Annotated in this window: 13 protein-coding genes; 2 read left to right on the top strand and 11 right to left on the bottom strand. The window is 39.2% G+C overall.

Annotated features, from left to right (window positions below; translation table 11 throughout):
• Nucleotides 1-57: 57 nt before the first annotated feature.
• The 8 genes from I5349_RS06230 to I5349_RS06195 all read right to left on the bottom strand — a co-directional run bounded on the left by I5349_RS06230 (nt 58) and on the right by I5349_RS06195 (nt 13261).
• Nucleotides 58-810 (bottom strand): hypothetical protein, encoded by a 753-nt coding sequence (locus tag I5349_RS06230; protein WP_226389882.1) that lies wholly within the window; start codon nt 808-810, stop codon nt 58-60.
• A 1283-nt stretch (nt 811-2093) separates the two neighbouring features.
• Nucleotides 2094-2957: a helix-turn-helix domain-containing protein gene (locus I5349_RS06225; RefSeq protein WP_226389881.1), complete on the bottom strand. Its 864-nt coding sequence runs from the start codon at nt 2955-2957 to the stop codon at nt 2094-2096.
• 154 nt (nt 2958-3111) lie between these two features.
• Nucleotides 3112-4221, bottom strand: a complete 1110-nt coding sequence (locus I5349_RS06220) for an alkene reductase (protein WP_226389880.1) — start codon at nt 4219-4221, stop codon at nt 3112-3114.
• 91 nt (nt 4222-4312) lie between these two features.
• Complete coding sequence (locus I5349_RS06215; protein WP_226389879.1) at nt 4313-5911, bottom strand: response regulator receiver domain; 1599 nt, start codon at nt 5909-5911, stop codon at nt 4313-4315.
• On the bottom strand, nt 5904-8894 hold the full coding sequence (locus I5349_RS06210) for an ATP-binding protein (RefSeq protein ID WP_226389878.1): 2991 nt from the start codon (nt 8892-8894) through the stop codon (nt 5904-5906). Before I5349_RS06210 ends, I5349_RS06215 begins: the two co-directional genes overlap by 8 nt.
• Nucleotides 8887-9939 carry a DNA cytosine methyltransferase gene (locus I5349_RS06205; RefSeq protein WP_226389877.1) on the bottom strand — a complete coding sequence of 351 codons (1053 nt, stop codon included), beginning with the start codon at nt 9937-9939 and terminating at the stop codon, nt 8887-8889. Before I5349_RS06205 ends, I5349_RS06210 begins: the two co-directional genes overlap by 8 nt.
• Nucleotides 9940-10341: 402 nt before the next feature.
• Nucleotides 10342-12666 (bottom strand): M1 family metallopeptidase, encoded by a 2325-nt coding sequence (locus I5349_RS06200; RefSeq protein ID WP_226389876.1) that lies wholly within the window; start codon nt 12664-12666, stop codon nt 10342-10344.
• A 10-nt stretch (nt 12667-12676) separates the two neighbouring features.
• The gene (locus I5349_RS06195) at nt 12677-13261 is read right to left on the bottom strand and encodes a HupE/UreJ family protein (protein WP_226389875.1); all 585 of its coding nucleotides are present in this window, start codon (nt 13259-13261) and stop codon (nt 12677-12679) included.
• A 102-nt stretch (nt 13262-13363) separates the two neighbouring features.
• Between I5349_RS06195 and I5349_RS06190 the strand changes: the two genes are divergently transcribed.
• Entirely contained in the window at nt 13364-13855 is a 492-nt protein-coding gene (locus I5349_RS06190; protein ID WP_226389874.1) for a DUF6702 family protein, read from the top strand.
• A gap of 1 nt (nt 13856) precedes the next feature.
• Nucleotides 13857-14366: a DinB family protein gene (locus I5349_RS06185; protein ID WP_226389873.1), complete on the top strand. Its 510-nt coding sequence runs from the start codon at nt 13857-13859 to the stop codon at nt 14364-14366.
• Here I5349_RS06185 and I5349_RS06180 read toward each other — a convergent pair whose 3' ends face one another.
• Genes I5349_RS06180 through I5349_RS06170 form a run of 3 tightly spaced genes read right to left on the bottom strand, consistent with a single transcriptional unit; the run spans nt 14367 to nt 20687 of the window.
• Nucleotides 14367-17408, bottom strand: a complete 3042-nt coding sequence (locus tag I5349_RS06180) for a PAS domain S-box protein (RefSeq protein ID WP_226389872.1) — start codon at nt 17406-17408, stop codon at nt 14367-14369.
• A gap of 37 nt (nt 17409-17445) precedes the next feature.
• Nucleotides 17446-18552 (bottom strand): hybrid sensor histidine kinase/response regulator, encoded by a 1107-nt coding sequence (locus I5349_RS06175; RefSeq protein ID WP_226389871.1) that lies wholly within the window; start codon nt 18550-18552, stop codon nt 17446-17448.
• Nucleotides 18553-18557: 5 nt separating this feature from the next.
• Nucleotides 18558-20687 (bottom strand): sensor histidine kinase, encoded by a 2130-nt coding sequence (locus I5349_RS06170; protein ID WP_226389870.1) that lies wholly within the window; start codon nt 20685-20687, stop codon nt 18558-18560.
• Nucleotides 20688-20689 lie beyond the last annotated feature (2 nt).

Genomic DNA, 20689 nt, shown 5'->3' with positions numbered 1-20689 from the left:
AGATATAAATTACACTTTAGTAACCACTCTTAAATAATCCATCAAATCAACTATCGGCTAACTAAACAATTCCTTTTCAACTTTAACCAAATACTTATTTGTATAAAATAAATCAGGCTCAGATTTCACTGGTCTATTTCTGATTTCGAAGTCGGGTTCTTCCTTATTTTCAGGATTAAACAATACTAGACCAATGCCGAAAATTTGACAGAGTGAATCAATTCGTGCAATTTCATCTTGCTGTGAGTTATTTGGAATAACCAGATAACATTTATGGCTAAACAACTTATAAGCACATGTTTGTCCAAATGCCGTTATCAGCTGATTAGAGTCGGTTTTAATTTCAGCAGAGACAATTTCAATAGGCCCTTCTATGATATCACTCTTCTTGCTTTGTTTCTTCCCCATCACATCAGGCGTTCCCCATTTATCCTTAAACCTATTTCCTCCTAGTGATATAGCTTGAGTGACATCTTCTATTTCATTTTGTAACCAGTTAGCGAATGGTTCATAAAAATCTTCCTCTTTTACCTTCTTTTGCTCTATCTGAACATCTTTGATTAACTCCTCTGAGTCTGTCTCCTTAAATTTAGTCAATCGAAACAAACCTCTTGACGGCTTGTAGACTTGATCCGGTAAAACTGCATCAAGGTTCCAAATATTTCCATTTATAGTGTTTGAGTTGAATGACTTACCACCCTCTTGTTGGTTAATCGACTTCCTTAGTTCAGTATATTTCAATCCATCTGGATGCATCTCAAGAACCTTTAAAGCCATTTCTTTAATCTGCTCACCTTTGCTCTTTCCCATTAGTTGAATTCATTTTTCTCTTAACAATATAAAGTAAACCATCCCAACTACATACATTCTCAGTGAAATTTTGACAAATGGAATGGTTTAAACTTAAATCCATAGAGGAGGACTTCTATTTTTGTAATACTTTGCCCTTCCTAGAAGCCATGCATTTGATATTTGTGAGGTGGTGTAGTCATAAAAAAGACCCCGAGGAGGAGGACAAAGAATCTATTGAGTAAGTTAATTCACATTATCTCGCAAATGCCTTCTGCGCTGTTTCGATTGTAGCACCATCGTAGAGACGACCTACAGGACGTTTCCGTTTATAGCGTCTTTTTTAATATATGATATTTTCTTTTTGCAGCGTCTTTGCGAGGGCTTGACCCGAAGCAACCCAGATGATCATCACCCTATCATCTATGCGACCCACTTCGGGGTCTAGAGATACCCATTTGAAAGCACCATACCCGTTTTGTCACCCTGACAAAGGAAGGTTTACCTCCCTTTGGGAGGGTCTCATAGCAGAAATGCTACAGACCTACCACTACTAGCTGGTCGCAATATTCACCGGATGAAACGACCATTTAACCTACAATACCTCGTCTTCGCGGTGGGTCGCCAAAATACCGAGGGTGCGCTAGCCTGGAGGGGAGGAAGGCTTGGCTCACTTTAGGGAGCATTATTTTGGCTTGTCTTTTTGGTCATGTACAGACGCCATTAATGGCGTCTCTAAAAAAGGACAATGAAATTTAAATAATTTAACGAGGGCTTGACCCGAAGCAATCCAGATGAGAGACGATCATCACTCCATAATACCCACTCATCCCTCTCAAAATCACCTCTAAATTTACCCAAATCTTTTGACAATTTGTGTCACAATTATCTTTTCTTAAATTGCATATTTATAATTAATGATATTAATATTTTTATATTTTGAGCCATTTTCAAAAGGAGTTATCCTCGACTCTTCCTCGACTTATCCTCGACTCTTCCCCGACTCTTCCTTTACTTCCCCCTATATCTGGCGAATAAAACGAATAATACGCATAATGCGCACGAAACGAACGTTCGTTTGTGAATTCAAACCTCCTTCCCCAATTTGCTCACATTCACGGCCGAGCTCCGTTCTTTGACATCTTGGATTTACTAGCTAAGCTATCGTCCTTCGTTTGCAACGAGGACGGGCGAGATGATCATTTACAACGATTTTAATAAGCAGAACCACTCAAGCACAAAAAAGCTTCCCAACCCATGAACACCCTCATCGATTAGGAAGCTAGACCTGGAGTCATTACCTCTTAAGCAGTCATCTCTACTGCAGGAAAGGACTGCTCCCCACTTCTCGCTTGATACTCCTTGTGTAGCAATACGATCAACAGCAGCTCAAAAGCAGTGAGTAATATCAGTCCTGGTACAGCCAATACATAAGTCATAAAGCATACACCTGTCAGCAGACCGACCACCCCTGTGACGAGGTAGAGATTGCCTTTGCCACGAGAGAGATGCAAAAAAGCCGAAGCAAATAGCACATACAACAAGCCTGCGATCAGCGAACGCATAAGCAGTCCCGAATACAAGTCAACCTGCATCCAATACACTACCACATCTTCCGTAATGAATAAGACTGTCAGGATGATCAAAAACACCGTGGAGACTTTCATCAGGAGATTATCATAGAGCTGCCCAAGCTTATAAAAGCTCATCATGAACATCATAAAAAGTACTAGAACACCCATCTTGACAAAATTGTAGAAGTAGCCCTCCGCCACAGAGAAGTCATCTTCTCCAATAAATAGACTTGCATCAAAAATAGACTCTATGATCGCAAAGACGAGGTAAATAATCCCCGCAACAAAGGAGAACCTAAGCCACTTAGTGAGTGCCGCTACCTCCTTGGTCTCCATCGTGTCAGTGATCTCTGGCAGATCCTCTGGCTTGATATCCAGTACCTCCATGATCGCTCGGATCGTATAGGAGCGAGGCGTCACTTCCCCTGCTTCGATGCGCTGAATCGTACGCACATTGATATTACATCTTTCCACAAGCTCTTCTTGTGTCAATCCTTTGGCCTTTCTCCATTCTTGGATTTTCTGGCCGAGTGCTGGTTGTTTCATCGTGATAGTTGTTTGTTTGACCATGGCAATCTGGATTGATTTCTCCAAAGATAACCTGAATTTCGGGAGGATTTTACCCGACATTCCCACGACATTTGATGGAGAGGGCCTTTTTAGAAATTAATGCCGTATCTAGGGAAGTCTTAAAACACAAAAAAGGCACCCAATTGGATGCCTTCTTATACTATCATGCATGCTTTCCTTAAGCCTTCACTTCAGACAAAGCTGGGTAATCTGTGTAACCTTTTGGCCCTGGCGTGTAAAAAGTAGCCTCATCCCACTCAGCCAATTCAGCATTTTGCTCAAATCGCTCTGCCAAGTCTGGGTTAGAGATAAACGGCTTACCATAAGCCACGGCATCAGCCAAACCTTCTAAGATTACTTGGTTTCCTTTCTCTTGGTCAAAGCCTGCATTGATGATCAGCGTACCCTTATACATCGGGCGATAACGCTTAGCAATGTTTGGCTCCGCAAAGGATAATCCACTCACATCAGAGAATGGCTCTGACAAATGCAGATATGCCAAATCATACTGGTTTAGTCGCTCTACGATATAGTCAAAAGTAGGGATAGACTCCTCATCCATCGTCATACCAAAGACACCATGTAGTGAAGGGTTGAGACGAACACCGATTCTGTTTTCAGGCATTACTTGCTTGATCTCATCGATGATCTCAAAGAGAATCCTTGCTCTGTTCTCGATAGAACCGCCATACTCATCTGTTCTCACATTTGAGGTGCGACTAAAAAACTGGTGGAGTAGATACCCATTGGATGCGTGAATCTCTACACCATCAAAACCTGCTTCCATAGCGTTCTTTGAGCCATTTTTAAAGTCTTGGATCGTTTGCTTGATCTCCTCGATCGTCATCTCTTGAGGCGTCTCAGTATCTTTGAAGCCTTTAGGAGTATATGACTTCGCTTGTGGATTGATCGCAGAGGGCGCTAGTGGCAGTTTGCCATCGTGAAAATCCGAATGTGAAATCCTACCTACGTGCCAAAGTTGGATAAAGATCTTACCACCAGCTTCGTGTACAGCTTTTGTACTTAGTTTCCATCCTTCCACTTGTGCAGATGAAAAAATACCAGGCGTATTGATATATCCTACAGCTCTTGGGGAAATCTGCGAACCTTCTGTGATGATCAAGCCTGCACTTGCACGCTGCTTGTAGTAAGTAGCCTGAAGCTCAGTAGGCGCATTGTCTGCATTGTCTGCACGACTTCTAGTCATAGGAGCCATGACCAGTCTGTTAGAAAGTGAAAGCCCTTTCATATCCAAGGGCTGTAAAAGCGGTTGTTTCGTATTACTCATATCTGTTGTGTGTTTTTCAAATTGCATGTATATACAACGAAATAACACACTTGGAAAGTTCCTAGTAAAGAGATACAAGAAGCTCTAAAAATTATTTCATTAATCTTCTATGCCATTCTGACTCATTAAGACCAACTCTTGATAATTGAGTTGTATAATCTATAATAATTCTTTGAGAATGTAAATCCTTTAAATCTAGAACCCATTCAAATTGCTCATCATCTGGATTACTGTATTTTTGTTTAAACACAAATTTACTACCCTCATCTATTGCAGTAATAACTCCGTTGTCATCAGGACAAATAAATTTGATAGTCCTTATAGAAAAAGAGCTTTTCTCCTTTTTAAGCTTTTTTCCGTCAGGAGTTAAAACATCAAATTTATCACTTGAAACTTTCATTGGTATAAATAAGAATTTTCGTTCCTCACCTTTCGCTATTCTAACACAATCACACTTTTGCTGAATACATATATAATAAAAATCACTCTTGTTGCTTTTGACCAAAGTTCCTAATGAGAGTTTAGGTTTAGTATTTTTAGGGATAAAAAGACTCTTATGGTGGGTTAGTTTTGAGAACATCTTATTTATATTTTCTGACTCTGTACGAGTTTCATTATTCATAAAAAGGGCAGTGCTATTATCTATAAGTTCACTTTTGTCTCTCTTTGAAAGAGATGAATCCAAAATAGCAAACCGTTGTTCGATGGATTCTTCTGATGATTTTAATAAATCTTTTGCTGCTTTAATTGTCCGTTTAAATGTTTTTTGACCTAAATAATAGTCTTCTTCTTTTATTATCTCCTCAACCCAAGAATCTATAAGTTTTGTTCGTAAAATGCTGTTGATATTGAAATAAAACAATAAGTCTTTTACACTATCTCCAAACAATTCTATTAATAGGTCTTCTGCATCTTCTTGCTTTGGAATCGTAACTTTATGACCTAAATAAGCGCTGTCCATTTCTTTTGAGAAAAGTCCTAATATTTTGCTCGAATTTTTACGCAAGGTAGTTAAAGACATTAACGCAAAGTTAGATAGCAGTCCAGAAGTCATTTTAGTAAATTCGTCTAATATGAATGATGGCATTTCATCGTATGAAACCATTTTACTTTCATATTTCTCTTTATTAGAACCATTGCTGATTTCAGCTTTTTTAGCTCTTATCAAAATTTTTACTTCAGAAGATTGAATAGAAAATTCGTCTTTATCTAAAATATAATTATCTGAAGAATCAAAAACCTCATTGTGTATTTCTTCGGTTATGGACTCCAATATTGTAAAATCCCCCGTATAAATCATGATGATTTTCAAAGCATTTCTTGGCTGATCATCTTCAAATAAAATTGACTTTATGATATCCTTAGTATAAATACCCCTTGGTTCGTCTGGTGCATCTTCTTCTTCCGAACCTTTCTCAACGATTTGTGGGAAAACAATTTGCCAATCCAGAATTACAACATCTGCTTTATTAGCAATAGATTTGAAATTATCTATATCAGATTCTGATTCAGGATTATATACGGCACATATTTTATTTTCTTTAGCAAATACTTGGGTGATTTTTAAAGCATCAAAATCGTGACTGGTACTTATTGCATCGGTCTTATATGCTTTGTCATCAAGAAATACTATACTTTGGATAAAGTCGTTTGCAATTCCTTTGGATTTTTCAAAAAATGAATCACTCATTGTCTTCTCTTTTGATACGTTCGATTTTAAAAGTAACTGTACTCCCCTCTTTAGGAGTGACAACAGATAGGCTATAATTTTCCGCATTTAGAACTTCTCGACTGATACTTAACCCCATACCTCTTCCGTTTGCTTTTCGCGAGAATCCCATCATGAAAATTCTGCTTTTATCTTGTGCCGAAATTTCAGCCCCGTTATTTGAAATAAAAACTCCAGAATCATCTGCGTGTAGTCGAATCACTTTTTCCTCAGGGTTGCTTTGATTCAGCCAGTAAATAGCGTTGTCTATTAAGTTTACAAAGGCAGGGTAAAATGTTGATCTAAACCCGAAAATTTTATGGGAAGCAAAACCTTTTGTATGTTTAAATTGAATTTTATGACGTTCCATCCGGGATTTGAACAGGTCAATAAGAAACGTTTTTATTTCCAATAGTCCGATATCTTCTCTCTTTCTATTTAATCTCCTGTTCAATGGAGTAAACAGATTCAAATAACCATCTAAATGTTCAAAATTTACTTTGATGTTGTTATAGACTCCTTCAAGGTTATCATTAACATCAGACCAAGCTTTTAAATCTCGGATACTGCTTCTTATTGATTTTACCGTACTACTGAATTCGTGGTGCAGTATTCCTACAGCCAAGCCCAACTGACTTAACTCAACATCTGCTTGTACTCTTTCTCTCAATTCGTCTAGTTCCTCCGCCAAAGCATCTGAAATTTGGTCGTTGGTAATGATATTACCATCTTCATCTTTATCAATGTAGAAACTTTCAAATTGTCGTATGATTCTATCCATTACGTGAGTGTTCCTGTCACTAATCATTTCTATTTCGGTTTCCATTTTTTTTCTTTCTTCCACCAAATCGAAATCATCAGCATCATTCATACTCAGTTTCTTAAACTTATCTTTAACCGACCGGATCTGAAAATCCAAATCAAGCATCAGCTGGCCAGTAACTTCTTTTATTTTTTTTGATACATCGGTAACTACTTCATTTGTTTCGGCTCTTTTCTTAGCATTACTTTTCAATGCCTCTGATGAAATGAACTCAACCGCTTGTTCCAGGCGTTTTCGTTTACTTATCTCTACATTTAACTTCTCACTGTAATCTGATACAAGACTATCTATTTGTTGAATAGCATTTTTAAACAATGTTTCATCTAATATTCTATATTCAGAAAGATAAGTGTCAAAATCTGTTCTTACGCTTTTTGAAATGGTAAATCCTTTAGGATTTGGGACACTAATATTCCGTTTGTAATCTGAAATTTTTTGTCTAGTCTCAAATTCCGAGTCAATTATTTTTTGACTGGCTTCATCCAAATCTTTCAGATATAAGATAGAATTGAATTTATCCTGTGCGTCTTTAATAATACCATGTACATCATTGTCAAACTTATTTTCATTGAGTCGAATAAAGAAAGTTTCCAAATCTTTTAAGAACTTATCTTTTTTAGTTTTTGCTAATTTATCTCGTCTCTCAAGGGCTTTGTACAAACTGTTTCTTTCATTCTTTTTTTCATTATAAAATTCGGATTGAGGAGTCTTTCCTTTTTCATCAAAAAAATCAGCTGCCAATTGAATGAAGAAATTTTTTAATATGGCTTGTAATTGTCTATAGGCTCTATTTTCTATGAATCCCTCTCTTCCTGCTTTTTCTATCAATTTAGAATTACCAGTATGGGTGATATCAATCGTTCCAAACATTCTCCTGTAGGAGAAAAAATATGTTGAGGCTCTTTTAGAACGATTTTTTTCTATATCCAAGAAGTCATAATCCGAATCCCCATAAGGCAGAACACGAATATTATCTTTGTAGATATATAATCCTCCAAATTTATCCGATTTAGCAGTTAATCTATGCCAGTTTTCCAAATCCACTACAGAATCTTTTAACTGTCCCTGAACATATGCAAGATTTATTTCAAAACTACCACAATCGGTCGATTTGAAATTATTCCCCATCCAGTTAACAATATGGTCGTATTTTTTCTCTCGATATATTTGAACATCTCCTCTAAATTGACCATATTCATCAAATTTCCCTTTAAAATGATGGTCTGCTAACTCGAATTCTTCAGGTGTGAAAAATTGCTCTTTATCTATTAAATTGATGTAGGAACCATCTTCACCTTTACAGTCCCTAAAATTAATGTCAATTATAGGTTTAGGATGATTGGGCGTCATTGTATTATGAAACCCGATTAACATTTTTTCGATTTTACTAGCTTCTTTTGAGTCTTTATCTCCCTCAATGTCAAATATTAGGGTTTCACTTACTGGAGAAATATAAAAAAAGGTCCCTCCTTTATCGGTTTTCTGAATATCAAAATCACCAATTAATTGCTCATTTAGAAGCTTGGGATTGACTTTTAAAGAGTTTATTGTAGAGGATATTCTAGAAAAATCACTTCCTGAAATCACTTTTTTATCCAAAAGATTTTCTAGTGACTCTTGTAGTTCTTGCTTTATTAATTCAATATCATTTTCATCCGGTAATTCATTGAACTCCTTTATGGGAATAGCGATATCCTCCAAATTTATACCAGCAAGTTCAAAGATCTCCCAATTGATAAGTATTGCTACTATTTTATGGTTTTCTGGTCTTTGTTTAGCTTTTGTTATAATAAGGGCCTGTTTTCCAATTGAGGCAATGGCAAGTCTTCCTATACCTTTTTCTCCCATAATCGGTCGAGATGGTTTGGAACTATCCTTAGGTGGGAGCGAGGTTTTTGAATTAATAAACTTACTTTCTGTTCCTATTGTTAGCCAACGAGTTTCAAACTCATCCCTGGTCATTCCTAGTCCATCATCCCTTAAAACGAGAATATTATCTTTTCTTAGAAAATCGATATCAAATTTATCAGCATAAGCATCATGAGCATTTTTTATCAACTCATTTATAGCAGTTGGAATTCCAGCTATTTGCTGTCTCCCAAGTAAATCCAATGCTCTCGCTCTTGTTTTAAAATTAGCCATTTGAATGATTTTTAATTATTGCCTTACCGATTGCAGTTGCATATTTTGGTGGGACTGCGTTTCCAATCATCCTTGCGATGTTGGCCACACTTTTACCCTTGAATTTATAATACAAAGGAAATGACTGTAGTGTAGCACCTTCTCTAATCGATAAAGCCCTGTCTTCTTCTGGATGAACAAATCTGCCATTAGATATACTGAAAAATTTTGTGGTAATTGTAGGAGAAGGCCTGTCCCACCAAAGCCTACCAAATGTGTCTTTAAAAGATTGATCACGACCTATAAAGCATTTTAATTGTAATTCAGGTTCATTTGCAAACCCTAGCCTATTTCCTCCGTCTTTAAGTACTTTTTTTAATCTTCTTTTATTAATATCACTTAAGCTTGGAACTGTATGGAGAAAATCGGAACTATCCCTATGACCTGCATCTATTTTGGGGAAACCGTTTTTTTCTCCCAAAACATCCCTTACAATAGCTTTTCTATCTTTCAACTCTTCTGGTATAATTTCATTGGGTGAGATACGTGTCGCTATTAAAGTAAATCTTTTCCTGCTTTGAGGAACACCAAAATCATTGACGTTATGAACTTTAAAATGAGGTTTTTTATATCCATTGCCTATTAACCACTCAATAAATTCGTTTAAGCCACTCTCTTCTTTTCTTCTTAAAACACCTGGTACATTTTCAACAACAACATATCCTGGCAGAAAATATGTAACGAAGCGTTTAAACTCTATCAAGAGATTTTTCGATTTAGATGACTTTGTTTTATCTGTATTGATTATACTCCAGAATTGACAAGGACTACAACCAATTAAAATTAATTCATCATCATTTCTTTTTAAGCCAAGCTTACTTTCTAGCTCTTCCTCCTTTAAAGCTGTCACATCGGCATGGATAAACTGGGCTCCCGTTATATTTGCTTCATAAGTTTCTTTACAAGATAAGTCCGAATCAATTCCTGCAATCAGCTGTATACCTGCCTCTTGCATTCCAAAACTCATGCCGCCCCCAGAACAAAAAAAATCAACAGCTTTTAACATAAAGCAAATAATTAAAGACTATATGAATTTCGTTATAATTTTCTTGTAACAAAACCACAATTTCAAGAAAATAATTTAACTATCGAATATAGCACTAATTTTGAGCAAGTAAAAAAACCTTGTCTAGCATATCCTTCAATTTTATGAAATTCTAACTTTTTAGTAATTAATCTGATATCCAACACCTCCTTTCTGACACAAACTGACATCGGTATTTCCCACTTTATAGCCGTATCATAGCCGTATTTTAGCCGTACACTCCTGAGATATCCTTAGGGATACAAGGGGTATAGCTAGGAAGCTCCTTATTAGATCTACCTGACTTGATAGTGCGACTCTAAGCGCCAACAAAAAAGCAACCCCATCGCTGAGGTTGCTTTGCTGTAGTGTATTTACTAAATCTTATTTCTTCTGCTTGGCACGCTGCATTGGATTGCCTCCTGTAGAAGCACCCCTTGCACCTTGCTGCTGCTTAAACATGTCAAATCTAGATGGGACAAACTGTCTTGGCCAATAGTTGTTGGCTTCATCGATATCAGCCGTCTCTCTGTATGGATCCAGTCTGATCGCAGTGACTTCCTTCATCTTAGGGAAAACACGTGTCACTTGCTCTTCATTGTATCTCCAGATCTGTGCTGGGATATGCTCTACTTCAGTAGTACCATCAGCATAGGTAAACTCTAAGATCAATGGCATCACTAGTCCACCGATATTGTCAAAAGTGATCTCGTAGAAGTTCATACCACTATTAAGCAAGGCTTTTTCATCAGCAGAAAGAGAGCTCATAAATCGCTGATAAGCTTGCTCATCATCTGGAGTGACTGCAAAGGCATCATAGGTATTGTAGAAGTCTCTAGCTGCAGGATTCTGATCGACATAGGTCTGAGGAATCGCTTCCTTGTTACGGATCTTAGAGATATAGTTATCATCTGCTTCCGCTGCTGCTCTGGCAGCATCTTTTTTCTGCTTAGGCGTTCTATTATCTAGCTTATACCACTTCACATCTGCTAGAGAGATATCAACCGCATCTGTGCTAAAGAACCAACCTCTCCAGAACCAATCAAGGTCAACTGCCGAGGCATCTTCCATCGTACGGAAGAAATCATCCGGAGTCGGATGCTTAAACATCCAACGCTTGCTGTACTCTTTGAAAGCATAATCAAATAGCTCACGACCCATCACAGTCTCTCTCAAGATATTGAGCGCTGTGGCTGGCTTCGCATAGGCATTTGGCCCAAACTGAATGATGTTTTCAGAATTAGTCATGATAGGCTCCAGCAAGTTTTTACTAGACCTCATATAAGGGACTATCTTATCCGCAGGACCTCTTCTTGATGGAAAATCAGCATCCCATTCACGCTCTGTTAAGAACTGTAGGAAAGTATTCAAGCCCTCATCCATCCAAGTCCACTGACGCTCATCAGAGTTGACGATCATCGGGAAGAAGTTGTGTCCAACTTCGTGGATGATTACTCCTATCATACCGTTTTTAGTGGCCTCAGAGTAGGTACCATCCTTCTCAGGACGACCATAGTTGAAGCAGATCATTGGGTATTCCATACCATTTGAAGCCTCCACAGAGATGGCTACTGGATATGGATAGTCAAAGGTAAACTTCGAGTATGTCTTCAAAGTATGCGCTACTACACGTGTAGAAAAAGTCTCATACAGTGGATTGGCTTCCTTGGCATAGTAGGACATCGCCATTACTTTCTTGCCTGCTAGCTCTACAGCCATGGCATCCCAGATATATTTTCTAGAAGATGTCCAAGCAAAGTCTCTAACATTTTCTGCACTAAACTTCCAAGTCTTAGTATCCTTCGCCTTCCCTTTTTCTAGTTTCTCAGCTTCCGCTTGTGTACGGATGATTACTGGTTTGTCAAAAGTGTTCTGTGCCTTAGTCCATCTGTCAAACTCAGTAGCAGAAAGGACTTCCTTAGCGTTTTGTAGTTCTCCAGTAGAAGCCACCATATGATCTGCTGGTACTGTGATCTCTACTTCATAGTCACCAAAGACAAGGGCAAACTCACCTCTGCCGATAAACTGTAGGTTTTGCCAGCCTTCAAAGTCTGAGTACACCGCCATGCGTGGAAACCACTCGGCCATCGTGTAGAGATAGTTGCCATCTTCTGCAAAATACTCGTAGCCAGGACGACCACCGATGAAACCTGCTCTGTCGTGAATATTGAATTCCCAATCGATCGCAAACTCAAACTTTTCCCCAGAAGCCAACGGCTGAGGCAAGTCAATGCGCATCATAGTCTTGTTGATCGCGACTGGCAGGTCTTTTCCTGTGGCATCTTTGACAGATTTGATCTGATAGCCAAGCTCCTCGTTGTGCCAGATGATGTTTTGAAGCTGCGTCATCGACATACGAGGGTTGATGCTGCTAGGCTGTGTCTTGTAAGTATCAGTATCCTTAGCTCTTTGGTTTTGATCCAATTGGATCCAAAGGTAAGTCAAGACATCTGGGGAGTTGTTGTAGTAAGTCACTACCTCAGAGCCTGTGATGCGCTGCTTGGCATCATCGAGGGCTACTTTGATCTTGTAGTCGGCCTTCTGCTGCCAATAGAGATGACCCGGTGCACCTGAGGCGGTACGGTACACGTTTGGCGAGCGGAGCATCGTACCGAGCTGCTCAAATTTATATGCATGTTTTTGTTCATTTTGCGCATAGGTACTAAAACCTAAAGCCAAAATCATCAAGGAAAGTAAAAGCTTCTTCATAGACATTTTTTTACCAATATTTTGCTTCTAATAATAAGACAAGTGAAATACCTGCTATCGCAGAGGAGATAACCATGTTCCAGTCCCTCCTGTTTACTCCAAATATACCAATAAACACAAAGGATAAGGCAAGGAATATGGAAACTATGAGCAGTTGACCCAATTCTAAGCCTAGATTAAAGGCTAAAAGTTGCTGCACGATGTCTGCATTTTTCCCTAAAAGACTCTTCAAGTAGTTAGAAAAACCAAGCCCATGTATCAAGCCAAAGATGATCGCAAAACCATAATTGAGCTGAATGTTTCCTGAAACCCCTGTAGATTTGGCGCGTGCGATATTAAAGGCTGCTGTGATAAAGATGGTCACAGGAATCAAAAACTCGATCAAGTCTGCATTGACCTTGATGACATTGAAAGTAGCCATCGCAAGGGTGATGGAGTGACCGATGGTGAAAGCTGTTACTAGAATGAGGATTTTTTTCCAATCCCTCACTAAATAGACCGCGCAAAGCGCTACAATAAACAAAATATGATCGTAACCCTGAAGGTCTAAGATATGCTGCATTCCAAGCTTGAAATACAAAGTAAACTGCGACATGTGATTTTTGAATTAAAAGGGAAGACTACCGACCATCCCTATTTGTTTCCAGATTGTAATATTAATGCATAATTTGCAAACTCTAAGCAAAATTGATCTCAAATGCCTCTCGCTTATATATCGGTACTTTTATGGGGTTGGATGGTGACCCTTCATCCTTTCTACATCAGTTTGTGTGACTTGAGATATAATCCTACCAGCCAAAAAGTAGAGATGACACAAAAGATCTTTTGGGACGACCTCGAGAAAGGCCTAGATAATGCCTACCAGCAAAAAGTCAATATCCTAAAGCCCGAAAATCCTGAGACGCTCAACCTTTTGATCAAAAAATACCTAGCGGATAAAGTAAGCATCAGTGTCAATGGCACTAGCCTCAACATGAACTATCTTGGCTATGAAGTAGAAGAAGACGCTGTCTGGGTGTACCTAGAAAGTAATCGTACCAATACTCCTAAGGAAGTAAATGTCAGAAATGAAATCCTGCTAGATGACTTCGAAGAGCAGCAGAATGTGATCAACTTTGACCTCAATGGAAAGATCAAAAGCCTGCTCCTCCATCCCGCAAGCCGAAAAGGCACCTTGAAATTTGACTAAAATGAAAAACCTATTATTCCTTTTTCTCTTGTGCTTTGGATACCAAGCCAAAAGCCAAGATGTGATCTCAGAATTTGAAAAAAAGTGGCTTAACTCTAAAGCCTACACATTAACAATCATAGAAGCTACTCCCGAAGCTCTGCTCACTGGCAAGCCAGTAGAAGGTGTCATGACCTTTGAGCGTCAGATACAGCACATCGCCCAGAATATGGTCTGGCTGAGCAGTACCTATATCATCAAAGGACAAGAGTTTACTGGAGATCTCAAACAAAGCACCTATACCAAAGCCGAACTCGTCAAACTGACCGAGATGGCTTATGACTTTGCACTCGCACAAGTCAAGCAAATCACTCCTGAAATGCTAGAAGAGACGGTATCGTTTTTTGCAGGGGATCTGACCAAGAGGCAGATTCTGGCACTGATGAATGATCACGTAGCGCATCACAGGGGGCAACTCATTATTTACCTCAGAGCAGAGGGCATCACGCCTCCCAATTATGTAGGTTGGTGATCAGCGAATATCTTTGAGATAAACGTAAAAAGTCGTTCCTTTATCGACCTCACTATCTATCTCGATATTACCATCCAAAGATCGGATTTGCTCTCTCACCAGATAGAGTCCTAAACCTTTCCCATCTGCATGGGAGTGAAAGCGCTGATAAAGTCCAAAAATGCGATCCTTGTAGCGTTCCAAGTCTATCCCTAGGCCATTGTCGGTAAAGGTCAGCTTGATAAAATCATCTGCACGTTCGGTCTTGATCTGTACATGTAAGTTGCGCTCAGGCGAACGGTACTTGATGGCATTTGTCAAAAGATTGAGCAGGATATTGTCCAGATGCACATAAGGGTAGTGAATGATCGGAGCTGCCGCAAAGTCCGTCTCTATGACCGCTTGTGCATCATCCACTTGCTTTTGGATACTATGCTTGACGTTTTGTACCAGCTCATCAAAATCCACATCATCTGGCTTGACAGCCTTTTCCTTTCTCAGGGAAACGATCTCCACCAAATCATGCAATGTCGCGTCTAGTAGATGTGCCGATTTTTCCAATTTTTCTATGATGAGTTGATTATCCTCTGCTTGAGGATTATCCTTTTCATACATAGACAGTAAAGCCACAATATTGACCACAGGAGATCTCAAATTATGCGAAGTGATATAGGCAAACTTCTGTAGCTCGTCATTTTGGAAAGTGAGGTCTCGGATGAGCTTCTCACGCTCTCTTTCCGCTATTTTACTTTCAGTGATGTTCTGAGTGACAAGTAAGATACGGTTGATCTGTCCATCAGCATCATAGAGTGGTACACCACTTTTCAGGTAGTCATTGCCAAAGTAGCTGATCTCATACATCACGGATTCGCCTAAGAGTACCTTGCGGAGATTTTCCTCTGCTCGATCAGCTACATCTTTAGAGTATTTGTTCAGGTGTGGTTTGCCGATTAGATCTTCTGGCTTGATGTCGAGATCATTATACTCCAAGCCATGTGTATAGATATAATTCAGTGAAGTGTCTAGGACATCCACTGTCCCTTTAGGGAAGTTTTCTGCTATCGCTCTGTAGAGTGTTTCACTTTCCGCTATTTGTTGGTTAGCGCGCTTTCTTTGGATCTCTGCACCAGCCCTATCAGCAAATATTTTGAGCGTCTCTCTGACATTATAGCGATCAGGCATCGGTTCATCATGCATCATGACAAGGATACCAATAGGCTCTCCATGAGCACCACTGATCACTGCTCCGATGTAGGCCTCTATATTCATGTCCACCAGCAACTGATCCTTAGGATAGCTAGCTTGCACTTTTTCCAAGATATGACAGATCTCTAACTCCAGCACATCCTCACATGGTGTATGCGCTAGTTCATAGTCAAAAGGCTTTTCTAACTTACCATCCTTAGAGCAAGCTAACATGTGTACCTGTCGCTGATTTTCTGATAGTTCTCCGATGAAAGCATAGCGCATCTTATAATGCGTAGTAAGCTGCTCTACCAACGTATTGAAAAAGGTATCTCCAGTCAGACTAGCCGTGACTTTCGAGATCACTTCGAGATTTTTAAGCGCAACTTTTTTCTCACTGATATCCTCTACGATACCGATGTAGAGATCAAAGCCCGAAAGCTTGTGTGTATGAAGCCTGATGATGGCAGTATTTTTACCAGTTACTGCTTTATATTCTCCTTCGTAAAAACCCTTCTTATCCTCAAGCGCTTCTTTGATGGCTTTGATCACACCTTCATTCTTTACGCTTTCTAGCATATTAAAGGATGTCAACTTATCCGCTTGGCTGCCAAGTACCTCTACGAAACGGGCATTAAAATCCGTGATCTCACCATGTCTATCAAACTGGAAAATCCCCAATGGAGAAGACTCAAATATCTGTCTATAGCGTACCTCGCTGCGTTTGATTTCCTCTTCGAAATTGATCTCTTGGGTGATATTTTTGATCACTCCGACCATGAGCGTACAGTCAGCTTCATCTGTATATGTGATGCCAGATGCCTCCACGAAAACGACTCCACCTGTCTTATTCCACACACGAAACTTCACTTTGAGATTTTCCTTTTTCTCAATAGCTTGTTTAAACATGCCGGCTAAGTACTCAAAGTCGTCTTTGTGCACGAGTTTATTGACCTTATCGACATTGATATAGCCATACTTCTCTAAAGAGTAGCCTGTCACATCTTCAAAAGCTCCACTGAAATGTATCGTCCTATTGACAGCATTGAAATCAAAAAATATTTGGCCTGTTTTTCTTTTGATCAACTCACTGAGTCGCTCAGCGCCCATGAGCTCTTCAAAAGCCTTTTCTTTGTCTGTGATGTCCTTTTGCAAAACTAAGACTCCTTTGACCCAGTGATTTTTGTCATAAAGGGTAAAATAATTACCCTCAACAATCATCTTGGAGCCATCTAGGCGCGTCTCATGGGAAATGATCGTATGCTGATCTCTTTCGATCACGATAGCAATATCATAAAGCGCTGCTTCTAAATCCCCATCAAAAAATGCTAATAGCTCTCGGTCTGCTAATCGATCTTTTGAAGTAGCGTATTGTCTTGCAAAAACATCATTGCAGCGAGTAAGTCTCATTTGTGGGACTGCCTGTCGTAGCTTCAGTCTCAGCGTATCTGTATCGTCATGCTGAAAAGCCTCTTTAAAAGAAAAAACTCCTACACCCACAAGCTGCTGTGAGAGGAGCATTTTGACTGGCGACATGTCTGAGAGGCTTGACTCTAAGTCATCATTGATTTCTACCAGCTTACCTGCCAGAAGTCGACTGCTTCCTATGTTTGATAGCTTAGTGTCTTTGATCAAAAAGCGAAGTAGGGTCACCTTTGAGGTATTGATCTCTAGAACGGCTTTGCCTTCGTGAAAAGCCACAAATAGAAGATATGGCACCTTATCTAATACGACATGGTGCAGGTCAAGCAGGTTCTTGAAATCCTCATCTAGGTAATTCCACGAAAGCTGCTGATCCTTGTCTATTTGTATAGAAAAGAAATACATTTTCTCACTGGCAACTACTTCTATGAGTTCATTACTCACTGTATCTTTCATTTGACCCCTATCTCCTCTTAGTGTAAATCATAGACGATCAAGTCTCCTCTGCTAAAGCAACTCTGCTTGGGAGTTTTACAACAAACTTACTCCCCTCATTGAACTGAGAGCTCACATGGATCTCGCCACCTAGTTTATGTATGGACTCTTTGACGATATACAGCCCGATGCCTGACCCAACATTGCGCTGTGTGGCTCTGAAGAATATCTTGAATATAGATTCTTTGTACTCATCTTCTATACCGATACCGTTGTCGGTGACCGCTATATGAACATGAGACTGATCTACCTTGATTTCTACCTTTACTCGCTTTTGATCATTGCTCTCCTTTTGATATTTGATCGCATTTGAGATCAAGTTACTGAGGATGATTTTCATTTTGACTTCATCAGAGATACAGATTTCAGGCTGATCTATCTGAATGTCAAACTCTATATGCTTAGACTCTGGCAAGTATTCATAGCTTCCCATGATTTCCTTGACGAGCTTATTGAAATCAATCTCTTTGATGAAGTCTTCTTCCCGAGTAGTTTTATAGTAATTGATGATGTTGTGGATAAACTCATCGAGCTTGTTGACCATCTTTTCGATCATCTCAAAGTACTCTAAGCTCTCTGGCTCTCTAGGCTCAGACTTGGCTAACTTGACAACTCCAAGGATCGACATCAACGGAGAGCGCAAGTCATGCGACACACTGTAGACAAACTTATTGAGCTCTTCATAAGCTTTGACCAAAGACTCATTTTTGGCCTTGAGTTCTTTTCTCGTACGATAGATTTCATACGCATTGTTGATCGCAACTTTGATCTCCTTTTGATCCCAAGGCTTATCTATAAAGTGGTAGATTTTTCCCTTATTGATGGCATCGATGACGGCATTGATGTCTGAATAGCCTGTGAGCAATATTCTGATCGGGTCTGGATGCTTCTCTCTGATAGATTCAAAAAACTGAACACCTGTGATCTCAGGCATTCTCTGGTCGGCTACTATGATGTGGATATCTTCTTTGTCCAAGATCTCCATCCCCTCTTTGGCATTGAGTGCTGTAAAGACTTGGTAGTCCAAGCGGAAGCCCGCTTTGAATGCCGTGAGGTTGTTAAACTCATCATCTACATAGAGGATATTGATTTTTTGTTCGCTCATGATATTTAATATGCTACCTTTCGCTGTTCTTGAAAGATAGGTAAAGTTATGATAAACTCAGAGCCTTTTCCTACTTGGCTTTTGACTTTTATCTCGCCTTTGTGGCTTTCGATGATCTTATATACTATAGAGAGTCCTAGTCCAGTACCTTCTCCCACAGCCTTGGTGGTGAAGAATGGTTCAAAAATTTTATACTTAACCTCTTCTGGTATTCCTGGGCCATTATCTTTGATACTGATGCTGATGTAGTTTTCTGCCAGTGTGGTCGTGGTGATATGGATCAGCCCTCTTTCTGTCCTATCTGGTACATTGGCGATAGCCTGCACCGAGTTGGAGATGATATTCATAAAGACCTGATTCAACTTACCTGGAAAGCACTCAATCAATGGCAGTGACCCGTAGTCCTTTTGCACATCTATCATGTCTTTCATGCTGCTATTGAGCAGGATCAAGGTCGAGTCGATACCCTCATGGATATCCACTTTTTTGACATCTTGCTCATCTACTCTGGAGAACAACTTCAAGCCCTTTACAATCTCTACCGTACGTGAAGCCCCATCCTGCATACCTCTGAGAAGCAGTTCTATTTCTTCTTTGACATAGTCGATATCCATCTCTTGCCTCGCCTTTTTGATCTCTTCTTGAGCTGCATTGTCAAAGAAAACTCCCGCTTTAGACTCATACAAGTTGAGTAAGGACAGTAGGTCATCTATATCCCTTCTCAGCGGACTGACATTTGAGCTGACGAAGTTGATAGGGTTATTGATCTCATGCGCAATTCCCGCTGTTAGCTGACCCAGAGAGGCCATCTTTTCCGCATCTACAAGTTGTGTTTGTGCGTCTTTGAGGTCCTTGATAGCTGTGCTCAAGTCATCATTGGCTTTCTCTAGATCGACAGTACGTTCCTTGACTTTAGACTCCAAAAGTTCATTTTGCCTTTTGATGATTCGCTCGTTTTCTTTTAGCGCCTCGAGCATTTCTATTTGAGATCTCTCTTTCTCTTGTTTCAGGATGTTGATCTTATCAGCTAGCGCAAAGGAGAGTAGGATCACCTCCAAAGCAGACCCTACCTGCAGCACGATATTAGAGTGGATAGAAAATGGAAGCAAGTCGTAATTTTTCATGACATAGATCAATATACTCACTAGAAAAATAGACCATGCCAACAAGAAAAACTTAGCTGAGTGTACACCCTTTTTAGCTAAATAGATAGCCACACCTAGAACGAAGAATGATCCAGCACCTGCAACAAAGTCAATGATTTTGTAACTAATCTCGTATTGACTGAGCATGGCAAATACAAGAGCACTGGAATCAAGCAAAACCAAGCCTATAAGTATCTTATCTATAAAAGGTATGATGGCTTTTGTTTGAAGAAATTCTCTCACAAACATCACCACAGTGATCCCAGAAAGAGACCCAAATAAATAAACGCTTATTTTAGCAAAGCCTGGACTCTCTGGCCAGATAAATCTAAATCCATATCCTTGGAGCGTCAGTTGGGTTCCAATCATGATCAATAGATAAAAAATATAATAGAGATAAATCTTTTCTTTGATAGTGAAAAACAAGAAAAGGTTGTAAAAAAACATAGCGGCAATAATGCCGAAATATACTCCATTAAAGATGTCTTTGGTAGTGTTTTTTTGAACAAAGTTCTTCAAAGAGCCTACTTCAAATGGAAGAAGTGTTTGTCCTCCATTACTTATTTTAACAAATACATTGACTGTCTCTCCATATTTTGGAGAAAGGGGAAAGTAAAAATTATGATGGTCAAAATATCTCTGTTTAAAACCCTGAAATTCAGTTATTTGTAAGCTGTCAACAAACTGATTGTCTTTAAATTTGTAAAAAGTGATATTGTCAATATTAGGATATGCTAACTCTAATAGAAATTCATTTTTATCTGAGAGATTCTTTATATCGAATTTGACCCAAACAGGCGTTTTGTTTACCCCTATATTAGGCACTTTATTCGTAGCTCGTTCCCAATTTTGATCTATCGGTAGTTTTATAACTTCAAAAATGGACAGATCAGAAGCAGACTTATTAATGTAAACCCCTTTATCAATAGGAACAGACTCGTCACTAGACATGATCAATACGTCTTCCACATCTTGTGCTGACAAAATCATTG

The organism is Penaeicola halotolerans (assembly GCF_016464625.1).
Taxonomy (GTDB): Bacteria; Bacteroidota; Bacteroidia; order Cytophagales; family Cyclobacteriaceae; genus Penaeicola; species Penaeicola halotolerans.
The sequence above is the reverse complement of the archived record's forward strand: the minus strand, read 5'-3'. Positions and strand labels throughout refer to the sequence as shown.